Source organism: Acinetobacter harbinensis (assembly GCF_000816495.1).
In the GTDB taxonomy this organism is placed as follows: domain Bacteria; phylum Pseudomonadota; class Gammaproteobacteria; order Pseudomonadales; family Moraxellaceae; genus Acinetobacter; species Acinetobacter harbinensis.
This window is the reverse complement of the sequence record NZ_JXBK01000001.1, coordinates 1,914,411-1,926,930: the sequence shown is the minus strand read 5'-3', so window position 1 is coordinate 1,926,930 and position 12,520 is coordinate 1,914,411. Positions and strand designations below refer to the sequence as shown.

The window sequence follows — 12,520 nt, the reverse complement described above, 5'->3', positions numbered from 1 at the left end:
TGGCTGTTCACCCACTTTGGCAATGGCAAAACTGGGCGCACGCTGATGTGTACCATCAAAACGTGCAGTGACTTGATCGGACAGTGCGGCAATTTCAGCGACCAGTTCTTTAATTTTATCGGATTTATCTGAGCCATCTAAAGAGGCAATAATTTCAATGGGGCTTTCGAGACGTTGCAAAAGTGTTTTAAGTTGTGCGGCAGTATTTTGATCTAACATTTTCAGCGTCTCCAAGGGAGTAAATTTATTCAATACAGTAATAGTAGTCTAATTTTATAAATAGTTAAAACAGTTCATTTAAATATTAACGATCGGATAAGTAGATTAGTTCTTTATTTAATACATCAAACCAATCATTTATAAGCCAAGCGTTGTGTGCGCAAAGGACAATATTGAAATTTTTATGCAGCATTTGTCTGAACTCAAACGAAATTTTAATTATCATGAAGATGATTTTTATCGAGTAATTGGTTATGACGCTTAAAGCTGGAATCTATCAACATTATAAAGGTAATTTATATCAAGTTTTTCATGTGGCAACGCATAGTGAAACACGTGAATCCTTAGTGGTGTATCAATGTTTATATGGTGATTACTCAATGTGGGTACGACCCTTGGCCATGTTCCAAGAAATGGTGACGTTATCCGAGGGACAGATATTGCCCCGATTTAAATTGATTCAAGCGACGGCTTAAATATACAGGTTAAATGAAGAGCAATAATTTAAAGTATAACCAATAAAGAGTAGGGGAACTGAGATGCATATAAGTCGGTCATTTCAACACTATATGCAGGCATTGTATCAAAATTTTACTGCATTTGATGCCCAGCAAACCGATCGAATTCAGCGTTATCGAAATGTTGAGCCTGAATCTGCACTATTTTTAGCCATGCAAATTCATATTCAGCAATCGAAAGAAATTTTAGAGATTGGTACTTCAACTGGTTATTCAACTTTGTGGCTAGCGCATGCGGTGCAGCAAATTCAAGGTCGTGTGACCACCTTAGAAATAGATCCGGCACGAACTGCCCAAGCACAGCACCATGCGCAAGAGTTAGGTCTGGATGGTGTCATTGATTTTTGGGTGGGTGACGCTGAAAAATATTTGGCAAAGGTTACTCAGCAATACGACTTTATTTTTTTAGATGCTGAGCGCGATGCTTATGTGGGTTACTGGGCTTCTCTACAAAAGATGCTTAATCCGTGTGGCGGCGTTTTAATAGTGGACAACGTGATTTCTCATGCTGCGCAAGTAAAGTGCTTTATTGAATTGATTGAAAATGATCCGCGTTTCATCAGTATGACCCTGCCAATAGGCGCAGGTTTATATATGGTGTGTTCTCAATCATTTTAAGTTTAGTGCTGATATGAAAAGAATGAATCAGGCAGTAGACCGCCTGATTGTGAACTGGTTATTATTGAATGGATATACGGGTGAAATGCACATCATATTCTAAGTATTTTCGTACAAACGCAGTTTTATCATTACAGCGCAATAGATTGTCATAAATAAACTCAGGCACAGGGTGATATAGCTCGCCTAAACCGGTGTTATAAAATATTTTTAAATAGCGTGAAGAAGCATTGTATTTATAAGAAGTCACGACCAAAATTACGCCCATAAGCCACTCCCTTTTTTTATTTCCACAGACTGCTCTACAAACATAGCATATCCATTTCATCTCAAGGTAAGACAAAACACGCCAGATCGATAGCCTAAATGTGTAATCAATCTGTGTAGTCAAAAAATAGGCTAAATATGCAAAAACACAACAAATGAGATGGATTTTTATTTTATTTATATCATTGATATTATATGAGTTTTTACTTATAAGTCATGTTTCTTAAAATACCATGTTAAACATTTATCTACTGACAGCCTGATTATGCAACTTATAGTATAGTCAATTAAGATAAATCTTTAGACTTGCGGGTAGCACTATGAAAATAAATGAACTTTTTAACTTAAAAGATAAAGTGGCTATTGTGACGGGCGGCGCAGATGGAATTGGTAAAGCGACGGCTTTGCTTTTGGCAGATGCGGGCGCAAATATTGTGATTGCCGACTTAAATATGGAAAAGGCAGAAATACTCTGCAAAGAAATTGAGCAAATTGGCGTACGTGCTTTAGCGGTTAAATGTAATATTTTAGAAGATCAAAGTTTGGTGGATTTAGTGGATTTAACCATTAAAACTTTTGGCACCGTGAATATCCTGATTAACAATGCTGGCGGCGGTGGTGGCGGTCGTGAAAATCCTTTTAAAATTACCGTCGATGATATTCGACGCGATTATGAGTTAAACGTCTTCAGTGCTTGGCGTTTAAGTCAATTGTGTGTGCCGCATATGAAAAAATCGGGCTATGGTTCAATTGTGGTGACATCATCTATGTCGAGTAAAAACGCCTCTCCGAATATGAGTGGTTATGGTGGCTCGAAGGCATCGGTCAATCATATGGTTGCCAACTTGGCTTTTGACTTTGGACCAGAAGTTCGAATTAATGCGGTAGGTCCGGGTGCAACTCGAACAGCGGCTTTAGCAACGGTATTAACACCTGAAATTGAAGAAAAAATGTTAGAACATACCCCAATTAAGCGTTTGGGAACTGCTGATGATATTGCTGGTGCGATGTTGTATTTAGCTGCACCGATTTCTACTTGGGTCAGTGGCCAAACCATTTTTGTGAATGGTGGCGGTGTTCAAACTTTAGATTAAGTCATGAGTTTAGTTAAAACTTTTTGTTCAAAACTAAAAAACCACGCTAAAAAGCGTGGTTTTTTTTAATCTCTGGCATCTAAAGAATTAGATTTTACCAACAAGATCAATTGAAGGTGCTAGTGTTGCTTCGCCTTCTTTCCATTTTGCTGGGCAAACTTCACCTGGATGAGCGTGAACATATTGAGCAGCTTTAACTTTACGAAGAAGTTCTTGTGCATCACGGCCAATACCACCAGCATTCACTTCGATGATTTGGATTTTACCTTCTGGATCGATTACGAATGTACCGCGGTCAGCAAGACCAGCAGATTCGATTAATACTTCGAAGTTTTTAGCAAGTGTCCACGTTGGATCACCAACCATTGGATATTCAATTTTTTTGATTTCTTCTGAAGAATCATGCCATGCTTTATGAGTGAAATGCGTATCAGTTGAAACTGAATAGATTTCGACACCTAATTTTTTGAATTCAGCATAGTTGTCTGCAAGGTCACCAAGTTCAGTTGGGCAAACAAAAGTGAAGTCAGCTGGATAGAAGAAGAATACAGACCATTTGCCTTTAAGATCGGCTTCAGTTACTTCAATAAATTGACCGTTAAGGAATGCTTGTGCTTTAAACGGTTTAACTTCAGTATTAATTAAGCTCATCATTGTCTCCATGAGTCGAGGTTTGTATTGAATATCCAAAAGAATAGCGGACTTTTCTTCATTGGTGAAACAGTATTTTTACATTATTGATATCGGAAAAACCGAACTAAGTGTGATAAAGCCAGTTTTTTTAAGCAATTTCGAGGTTCTGATTGCTTTGACTTTCGCGCATTTATCCACAAAACTGCAAACATCAACTTTCTAACTCGTGTACTGCAAACATCAACTTTCTAACTCGTGTTACAACATGGCGGTTGCGGCTGTAAAATTCAAGAGTAGATTTTTTAAAAGATACATTTTTTTGTGATTCAGCAATTTCATTGTGCATGAAGTCAGAGCAACAATGATCATCAGCCATCTAATCCAATCAATAATTTGTAGATTCTTGAGTAAATGAAGCCACGATACACGGCCGAAGGCGTACTTCAATACTGCGCTGTTATTTAGATTTTGACGCTTTTGAATATTCTTTATGTCAAAGGTGAGGAATAAATCGAGCACTGTCTTTCTCTTAACGGTGTTACAGCGTAAAATGCTCAGTTCAATTTTTTGTTTTTAGGATAACTTATCTGTGTTAAGTGATTTAAATGTAGATCAATGGGTCATGGTGCGTGACCGTCATCGTTTAAATCGACTCCGCAAAGGTAAAGATTCTAATGAGGCGCAATATCAAGAATTATTTGAAAAATCAAATTATAAAGTACGTGATCGTTTATCACGTCTTCCCAATATTCGACTGAATCAAGACTTACCGGTAACGCAATCTGCCGAGCAATTGATCCAAGCGATTCAGCAGAATCAAGTGATTATTGTGGCTGGGGAAACCGGTTCAGGTAAAACCACACAACTGCCGCAAATTGCCATGTTGGCCGGACGTGGTCTTACTGGCATGATCGGTCATACTCAGCCACGCCGATTAGCCGCGCGCAGTGTATCGCAACGTATCGCTGAAGAAGTTGGTGAAAAGCTTGGTGAATCGATTGGTTTTAAAATCCGCTTTAATGAACAAGGCTCGCAAGATTCGATAGTTCGTCTCATGACCGATGGTATTTTGTTGGCGGAATTGGTGGGCGATCGCTATTTAACCAAATATGACACCATTATTATTGATGAAGCGCATGAGCGTTCACTCAATATTGACTTTATCATGGGCTATTTAAAGCAGTTATTGCCCAAACGCCGCGATTTAAAAGTCATCATTACCTCCGCAACTTTAGATGTTAATCGTTTTAGCCGTTACTTTTTTGATGCACCAATTTTTGAAGTGGAAGGACGTAGTTTTCCAGTAGAGCTACGTTATCGTCCCATTTCAGAGATGAGTATTGGTGGCAGTGACGATGATGAGTTTGATGACTTTGAAGAAAATCTGCCGCGCGCTGTGGTACAAGCGGTAGAAGAGTGTTTTGCTGATGCACAGCAAAAAGGTCATCCCGAACATGCCGATATTTTGGTTTTTGCCAGCACCGAACAAGAGATTCGTGAACTACAAGAAACCTTAGAAAAACATGGCCCGCGGCACACTGAAATTCTCCCTTTATACGCGCGCCTTGCTCTGGCTGAACAGCAACGAATTTTTAGCCCCGGTGGTAGCGGACGACGCATTATTATTGCCACCAACGTCGCTGAAACGGCACTTACTGTACCCAATATTCGTTATGTGATTGACAGTGGTTTTGCCCGTATTTCACGTTATAGCTATCGCTCACGGGTACAGCGTTTACCGATTGAAGCAGTCTCGCAAGCCGCAGCCAATCAGCGTAAAGGTCGTTGTGGTCGTATTGCACCCGGTGTGTGTATTCGTCTGTATTCAGAAGAAGATTTTCTCGGGCGTCCTGAATTTACCGAACCAGAAATTAAACGCACCAATTTGGCATCGGTGATTTTGCAGATGCAAAGTCTAAATTTAGGCGATTTGGAAAACTTTGATTTTATCGAGCCACCGGATCATCGTCTGGTCAATGATGGTCGCAAGTTGCTGATTGAATTGGGTGCGATGAATGAAAAAGGTAATCCTGCAAAAAATTCTGCTGAAAAATCAACAAACAGTGTTGTGGAAGCGAAACATTCTACACCGCATGGTTTAACCAAAATTGGTCAAATGATGGCGAAAATGCCGATTGACCCACGTTTGGCGCGCATGATTTTAGGCGGGGCGCATTTTGGTGTGCTTAATGAAGTGCTGATTATTGTGGCTGCGCTGGCGGTACAAGATCCGCGCGAACGTCCGGCTGATAAGCAAACCCAAGCCGATCAGAAACACGCGCTGTTTAAAGAAGCCGATTCGGATTTCTTGTTCTATATTAAGTTATGGGAAACCCTGCAAAATAACCGTGAATCAATGAATGAAAATAAACGCCGTAATTTTGCGCGGCAACATTTTCTCAGTTGGTTGCGTTTACGCGAGTGGAAAAAAACGCATGAGCAATTGGTTGGTTTAGCACAAGAATTAAAGCTGTCCTTTAATGACAAAGCTGCCAGTTATGAAAATTTACACCGCGCGCTGCTTACCGGCTTACTGTCCTTTATTGCCAACAAGACCGATGAAAAAAATATCTACATGGCGGTGCGTCAGCAAAAAGCCCGCATTTTTCCAGCTTCGGCTTTACATAAAGCTGCCAATTCGTGGGTGATGGCCTTTGAGATGGTGGAAACTTCGCAAGTGTATTTACGCACTTTGGCGAAAATTGAACCAGAATGGATTTTGCTGGCCGCCGGTAATTTACTAAAACATCATTATTTTGAGCCACATTGGTCGAAAAAATCGGGCGTAGTTAATGCCTATGATCAGATTTCACTGTTTGGATTAATTATTGAACCCAAAAGCTTGATGAATTATGAAAAAGTTGATCAAGTCGCAGCACATGAGATTTTCCTACGTGATGCCTTAACCACCGGTCATTTGGGTATTACGCCGCCATTTTTAAAACATAATTTACTTAAACTTGAAGAAGTCGAGCGCGTTGAAGACAAATTACGTCGACGGGATTTGGTGGTTGATGAAGAAACGATTTATCAATTTTACGCCTCTAAAGTGCCCAAAGAGGTCGCCAGTCGTCGCAGTTTTGAAGATTGGCGCGCCACCGTTGAACCAGAAAATCCACAGTATTTATTTGTAGATGATGATGCGCTGTGGATGAATGATCGTCCGACCACGCAGCAATTTCCGGATTACTTGCACAATGGTTCTCTACGCTTGGCCGCCAGTTATCGCTTTGATCCGAGCCATGATGAAGATGGTGCTACGGTGAAAATTCCGTTGCAAGCTTTAGCACAGGTCGATGAAAATATTTGGTCGTGGGGAATTCCCGGTTGGCGTCAGGATCTAATCGAAGCGCTATTAAAATCCTTACCTAAAGACAAGCGTCGTAATTTGGTGCCGATTCCAGATACAGCACGCAAGCTGATGAAAAGTATCGATGCAATGCATCTGCAACAGCATCTGTTTCATTATTTGGCTTTTCAACTGCGCGCAGAACAAATCAGTGAGAAAGATTTTTCTTTTGAACGCATTGAGCAGTATTTATTGCCGTTGATGAAAGTAACCGATGAAAAAGGTCGCGTTATTGAACAAGGTCGTGATTTAAGTGAGCTCAAAGCACGGTGTCGTACGGAAACCCATGGCCCCGTTAAGCAATTAAAAGGCGAATTTAATACTTTCCCTGAAAGCTTTATCTTTGAAGCCTCACAAAAAGTTACCGGTGTAATCGTTAAGCAATATCAAGCCTTGGTGCCCGTGAAAGCCTTTGCTAGCTTAGATGTAAAAGATGAATCCGGTGTGGTGATCCAAACCTTTAATGATCAAAGCGAAGCCACGCGTCAGCACCGTGAAGGCATCATTCGTTTGGTGCACTTGCAATTGGGCGACTTGGTGCGCCAATTGAAAAAGCAAATTGCTAAACCCTTGGCTTTGGCGTATTCGCCATTGGGCGATAAAGCGCAACTTGAACAAATGTTAATTTATGCCAGCTTACAATTGGCCATAACAGAGTTGCCGGTCAATGCTGAGCAATTTCAGAACTTAATTTTAAATGTGAAAAAAACTTTTTTAACTCATGGCCAAGTGGCATTGGCGATGCTGAGTGATATTTATATTCAATGGCAAGATATTCGCCGTAAATTACTGGTTTTAGATGATTCTTTATTTGGTAAAAATATTGATGATGTCGAGGATCAGCTTGATTTAATGATGCTGGGCAATTGCGTTTATGTGAAATCTTCGGATATATGGCAAGAATTTCCACGTTATTTAAAAGCCTTGGTCTTGCGTTTAGAGCGCTTGCCCAATAATCTACAAAGAGACAATTCTGCCATTGATCAAGTTGATCCGTGGATGGAAAAATTATTTAAGTTCAAAAATGACGTTCGACTAAAAGAGCTGTACTTTATGGTGGAAGAATTGCGCATTTCCTTGTTTTCACAACCAATGAAAACCAAGATGCCTATTTCTGCAACCCGATTACAAAAAGTATGGACTCAATTGGCCATTGGTTAATATTGCACGTCATTCACAGGAGTTTTACATGGGCATTCGTATTACCGGTACTGGTCTTTATCATCCAGAAGAAACCATTACCAATGAAGAGTTGGTCACCAGTTTAAATGCATATGTGGAACTGTTTAATCACGATCATGCCGAGAAAATTGCCGCAGGTGAGATTGAGGAACGTCGTGGTTCTAATGCTGAATTTATTGAAAAAGCCTCTGGGGTCAAAAGCCGTTATGTGGTGGAAAAATCTGGCATTTTAGATCCGACACGTTTATATCCGCATTTGCGTGAACGTAGCAATGATGAGTTATCTATTCAAGCAGAATGGGGCGTCGCTGCGGCGCAACAAGCCATGCAAAATGCAGGTGTAACCGCAGATGATATCGACGTGGTGATTATGGCATGTTCCAACATGCAGCGTGCTTATCCTGCGGTTGCCATTGAAATTCAAACCGCACTGGGGATTCAAGGCTATGCTTATGATATGAATGTGGCGTGTTCTGCGGCAACCTTTGGCTTAAAGCAAGCTGCTGATGCCATTAAAACCGGTGCGCGCCGTGTACTGTTGGTGAATGTTGAAATTACTTCGGGACACACGGATTTCCGTTCACGCGATTGTCATTTTATTTTTGGTGATGTGGCCACAGCTTCTATTATTGAAGACACCGAAACCAAAACAGGTTTTGATATTATTGATACGCATCTATTTACTCAGTTTTCCAATAATATCCGTAATAATTTTGGTTATTTAAACCGCAGTGAAGATGCCGTCGTCGATGATAAATTATTCCGTCAAGATGGGCGTAAAGTGTTTAAAGAAGTTTGTCCCTTGGTGGCAAAAATTATCACCAAGCAACTTGAGAAAAATCAGATTCTACCGACGGATATTAAACGTTTTTGGTTGCATCAAGCCAATGCCAGCATGAATGATCTGATCTTAAAATATGTGGTCGGTAAAGATGCTGACCGTAGCCTTGTACCGATTATCTTAGATGAGTTTGCCAATACTTCATCGGCAGGCGTGATCATTGCTTTACATCGCACCGCACATGAAGTGAATGATGGTGAATATGGTGTGCTGTGTTCATTTGGTGCTGGTTATTCGGTCGGTTCTATTTTGGTGCAAAAACATGTAGTTGCTTAATCTTGTTGAAGGAGTCAAATATTGCAGGTTGAGCATGATGCAAAATGGATTAAGCGCTTAACCGCCTTATCTAAACGATATTTCACACCGACTTTTTTAGGTGAGCAATATATTGATGCTGCAAAACCGGCCATGTATGTTGGAAATCACAGCATCTATGGCATATTTGACTCACCCATGCTGATTGATTATCTGTATAACCAACACAAAGTGGCTATTGTCAGCCTTGCTGACCATAGTCATTTTTATGTGCCCGTTTGGCGCAATATAGTAAAGAAATTTGGTGCGGTAGATGGCGTCAAAGAACAGGTTCGTGTGTTGATGCAGCAGGGATATTCTATTTTGGTGTTCCCTGGGGGTGGGCGTGAAGTATTAAAGCGAAAAGGCGAGGCCTATCAGCTCATTTGGAAACAACGCTATGGCTTCTTAAAGCTGGCGCAAGAATTTAATTATGACATTATTCCTTTTGCCGCTTTGGGTGGTGATGAAATTTTTGAGCTAGGCTTTGATGCCAATAGGCTGATTCAGAGTCAAGCTTTTCAGCAGTCTAAAGATTGCGCCACTGGATCGGCTGCTGCGCCATGGGGATGTAATTCCGTCATTACCGAAAAATATTATTCCTAAACGAATTGCTTTTTATTTTCAATTTATGCCGCCACAGTCTTTAATAGATATTAAAACTACTGAACAGTTAAGTGCTTTTCGTGATCAGATTCAACAGCAAATTTATGCTGGATTGGCACAGTTAAGGCAACAGCGTGATGCGGATGATAGATTTAACACCTAGAATAAAAATTTTATTTTTAATGTTTCTCTGCTTGCAGGATATCGCCAATCAGCATGATGACTATAGTTAATATGGGTGCTGATAGTTTTAAAAAATTAAACTTAAAAATGAATAACTTACTAAAAAATATTGCGTATCATATTGCTTTGTATTTAAAGCATTAATCCGTGCATTTACATAACGGATGGCAGAATATTTGATTAAATGTTCTGCACGGCATACATTGTTGGCGATTGCTTATTAAATTTATTCTAAGGTGAAAGCCATCCAATTTGAACAAAATAAACTAAAGCCAGAGTTAATGCTGCCTTATCAAACAGTGGTGAAACAGCTATTCAAGCGCTTTGATGCTCTTGAGCAGATTTTTCAAGATCAGCTGAATATCTTGGGTAATCTAAATGCGGGAAATATGTTTCACATTGATCCAACCCAGCATCGGGTACATCTGGTAAATAATTTATTTTGCCTGCAATTTCATGCACCAAACATGAGTTGCAGTACTATTTTGAGTCGTGATTTTAGTTATGTTGAGCAAAATGCAGATGGCTTAGAGCAATTTTTTCAACAAGAATTATATTTTTTAACTGGTGATTTAAAACCACAGCAATCACTTTTTTTGCGGCAAAAAGCCCAGCAATTGCGCCAGCTTTTATTAGATCAAGTGTATGTTTGGGTAAAGGGCCGCGAACGAATTCAGAATTTTTTAAATACGTTGAGCGTAGCAGATGCTGAAATAATTGATCAGCTGATGAGGCAAGCCACAATTTATTCTACGGCTGTCGTGAAGGATTATGTTCAACATCAACGGCCAATACCCGAAGCTATTCTACAGATGCTGCAACAGAGCTGTACGATTCAAAATATATCTGGCGATGAGTTTTTGCCGTTACAGCCGTTAATCAAAAGCCTCGATCATTTTTGTTTTAGCGCTCAGCAATTTTTGCCTGCTGCGATGTACCGAACTGTAGCTGTTATTTTTGAGCAGCGCTTTAACTTGGCACAGTTGCTTGAGCAACAAGAGAATATTCAGCAGCTTTATCGTCATGCGCAAGAAACCCCAAGGTTATTAGGTTTTGTTCGACTGATGCACCGTGAACTTTGGCAGCATGATGATCTATTGGCTAAGCATCATTTTTTATATAGCACTGATATTTGGCAGCCAAAAGTGGTCAAGCTGCCTTTATTGGATAGTGCGCGTGCGGTAAATTGGTTGTTTAAACAATCCAGTGAGGTACTCGATTGGCTCAGTGGCAATATTCAGCACAGTGCTGTCAGAGTTGCGATGATGGCTTTAAGTTTTGTTGATAGCAGTCAGATGCATCCGCAAATTATTTTAGCCACTTTGCAATATTTTCAGTATGCGGCTGCGCATATGTTGATTGATCGCTGTTCGGCTGTGGCGCAACAAGAGGCATGGTTTGAACCCCAGAATAATGATGCTGTTAGCAGCGTAGGGCAGAACCAAACCTTTGCTAATCTAGGCACTGTTATTCAGCCGTCTATTTTGTATTTGGATGAATGGCTGGACTTCATTCGTAATCAATTAAAGTTAAATGATCAGCAGATGAAGCATCTGTATTTGCCTTTAAGCCGTGTGATGCAAGCCTATATGCTGCATTTGCATCATATAACCCAAGCATTACCTCACGATTTACTGGGCTATATTCGACCAGAAACCCAAGAAAATCGTGATTTCTATCCGCTACTTCAGCGTTATCAAATTCCGCTTGATCAATTTAGACAGATTTTTTATCTACGGCATCAGCAGAATAAACAGTCGATTTTCGATTCCTATGTGCGTGACTATTTGCAGGCTTACTTGAAACAAAACAGCCGTGTTGCAAAAAATATAACTTGGCTGGGCCTTTTTCAGCAAGCGATTCACTGGCATGCGTTTTTACATAAACAAGACATTATGGCGCAGTTAAAGAAAAACTATCTGATCAGCACATGGCCGGCTTTAATCAATCTAAAACTCATTCAATTCTTGGATTGGTGTTTTGAAGAGCTGACCGATTTAGACCAAATTATTGATGAATCTACACGATATCAGCACTGTCTGGCGCTAAGTTATACAGAGCGTATATTGGCGCGGCAATATGTGGCTTTTCATATGAGCGACCCCAGTGGACAGCAGTTGACCTTAGGCTGTGAACTACATGAGGGTATGCTCAGTTATGATCAGTTGGAATATGCGCAGAATCGAAAAGCACCCGAGGCCACAGTCAAAGTGGCTTTTCAGTTTATTGATTGGTTAAATTCACAGTTTGCGCCGTTTAAGTGACAGCTCGTGTCGTTAAGTGTGGTTCTGGACTTAACTTTTAGCAAAAAAATCGGTAGGCTATAGCCGTTCATTTATGGTTATAGGTCTTATGAAACAAGAAACTGCACTCAAGCTTTTAAAAGCCGGCGAAAATGTATTTTTAACAGGTTCAGCTGGTGCAGGCAAAACCTATACGCTTAATCAATACATCAACTATTTAAAAGCACGCAAAGTGCCGGTGGCTGTCACCGCATCCACTGGAATTGCCGCCACGCATATGAATGGTATGACCATCCATACGTGGGCCGGTATTGGCATTAAGGATTTTTTATCCGATGCTGACTTAAAAAATATGAAAGAGCGAAAATACCTCAAAGAGCATTTAGAAAATGCCCAAGTATTGATTATTGATGAAATTTCGATGTTGCACGCCAAGCAACTCAACTTGGTCAATCAAGTTTTAAAATACTTTA

General features: G+C 40.3%; 9 protein-coding genes and 2 pseudogenes. 8 read left to right on the top strand and 3 right to left on the bottom strand.

Annotated elements, in window-relative coordinates:
• Nucleotides 1-219: pseudogene (locus tag SE27_RS09015) on the bottom strand (alkyl hydroperoxide reductase subunit F); the annotation flags it as partial.
• Nucleotides 220-473: 254 nt separating this feature from the next.
• On the opposite strand from SE27_RS09015, the gene SE27_RS09010 reads away from it, so the two are divergent.
• Nucleotides 474-695 (top strand): DUF1653 domain-containing protein, encoded by a 222-nt coding sequence (locus tag SE27_RS09010; RefSeq protein WP_039622724.1) that lies wholly within the window; start codon nucleotides 474-476, stop codon nucleotides 693-695.
• A 63-nt stretch (nucleotides 696-758) separates the two neighbouring features.
• Nucleotides 759-1,355, top strand: a complete 597-nt coding sequence (locus SE27_RS09005) for an O-methyltransferase (protein ID WP_039622721.1) — start codon at nucleotides 759-761, stop codon at nucleotides 1,353-1,355.
• 61 nt (nucleotides 1,356-1,416) lie between these two features.
• Here the strand turns inward: SE27_RS09005 and SE27_RS09000 are convergent, their stop codons facing one another.
• Nucleotides 1,417-1,623, bottom strand: coding sequence for a KTSC domain-containing protein (locus SE27_RS09000; RefSeq protein ID WP_039622720.1), 207 nt, complete (start codon nucleotides 1,621-1,623; stop codon nucleotides 1,417-1,419).
• Nucleotides 1,624-1,942: 319 nt separating this feature from the next.
• Between SE27_RS09000 and SE27_RS08995 the strand changes: the two genes are divergently transcribed.
• A complete protein-coding gene (locus SE27_RS08995; protein WP_039622718.1) occupies nucleotides 1,943-2,716 on the top strand; it encodes a glucose 1-dehydrogenase in 774 nt (257 codons plus the stop codon).
• Nucleotides 2,717-2,803: 87 nt separating this feature from the next.
• Here SE27_RS08995 and ahpC read toward each other — a convergent pair whose 3' ends face one another.
• Nucleotides 2,804-3,367 (bottom strand): alkyl hydroperoxide reductase subunit C, encoded by a 564-nt coding sequence (gene ahpC, locus SE27_RS08990; protein ID WP_039622717.1) that lies wholly within the window; start codon nucleotides 3,365-3,367, stop codon nucleotides 2,804-2,806.
• 571 nt (nucleotides 3,368-3,938) lie between these two features.
• Here ahpC and hrpA point away from each other — a divergent pair.
• From hrpA to SE27_RS14490, 5 genes and pseudogenes are all read left to right on the top strand, one after another.
• Complete coding sequence (gene hrpA / locus SE27_RS08980) at nucleotides 3,939-7,859, top strand: ATP-dependent RNA helicase HrpA (protein WP_148308928.1); 3,921 nt, start codon at nucleotides 3,939-3,941, stop codon at nucleotides 7,857-7,859.
• 28 nt (nucleotides 7,860-7,887) lie between these two features.
• Nucleotides 7,888-8,997 carry a beta-ketoacyl-ACP synthase III gene (locus tag SE27_RS08975; protein ID WP_039622713.1) on the top strand — a complete coding sequence of 370 codons (1,110 nt, stop codon included), beginning with the start codon at nucleotides 7,888-7,890 and terminating at the stop codon, nucleotides 8,995-8,997.
• A gap of 21 nt (nucleotides 8,998-9,018) precedes the next feature.
• Nucleotides 9,019-9,784, top strand: a pseudogene (locus SE27_RS08970) (1-acyl-sn-glycerol-3-phosphate acyltransferase).
• Nucleotides 9,785-10,040: 256 nt separating this feature from the next.
• On the top strand, nucleotides 10,041-12,068 hold the full coding sequence (locus tag SE27_RS08965) for a hypothetical protein (RefSeq protein WP_227504636.1): 2,028 nt from the start codon (nucleotides 10,041-10,043) through the stop codon (nucleotides 12,066-12,068).
• Between the two features lie 88 nt (nucleotides 12,069-12,156).
• Nucleotides 12,157-12,520: AAA family ATPase (locus SE27_RS14490; protein ID WP_455549984.1), on the top strand; the 364-nt coding region annotated here is incomplete at its 3' end.

Excerpts from the sequence above, each read along its gene's own strand:
- SE27_RS08995 (WP_039622718.1), top strand. The coding sequence starts at position 1,943 with ATGAAAATAAATGAACTTTTTAACTTAAAAGATAAAGTGGCTATTGTG.
- SE27_RS08975 (WP_039622713.1), top strand. The coding sequence starts at position 7,888 with ATGGGCATTCGTATTACCGGTACTGGTCTTTATCATCCAGAAGAAACC.
- SE27_RS09010 (WP_039622724.1), top strand. The coding sequence starts at position 474 with ATGACGCTTAAAGCTGGAATCTATCAACATTATAAAGGTAATTTATAT.
- ahpC (WP_039622717.1), bottom strand. The coding sequence starts at position 3,367 with ATGAGCTTAATTAATACTGAAGTTAAACCGTTTAAAGCACAAGCATTC.
- SE27_RS09000 (WP_039622720.1), bottom strand. The coding sequence starts at position 1,623 with ATGGGCGTAATTTTGGTCGTGACTTCTTATAAATACAATGCTTCTTCA.
- SE27_RS09005 (WP_039622721.1), top strand. The coding sequence starts at position 759 with ATGCATATAAGTCGGTCATTTCAACACTATATGCAGGCATTGTATCAA.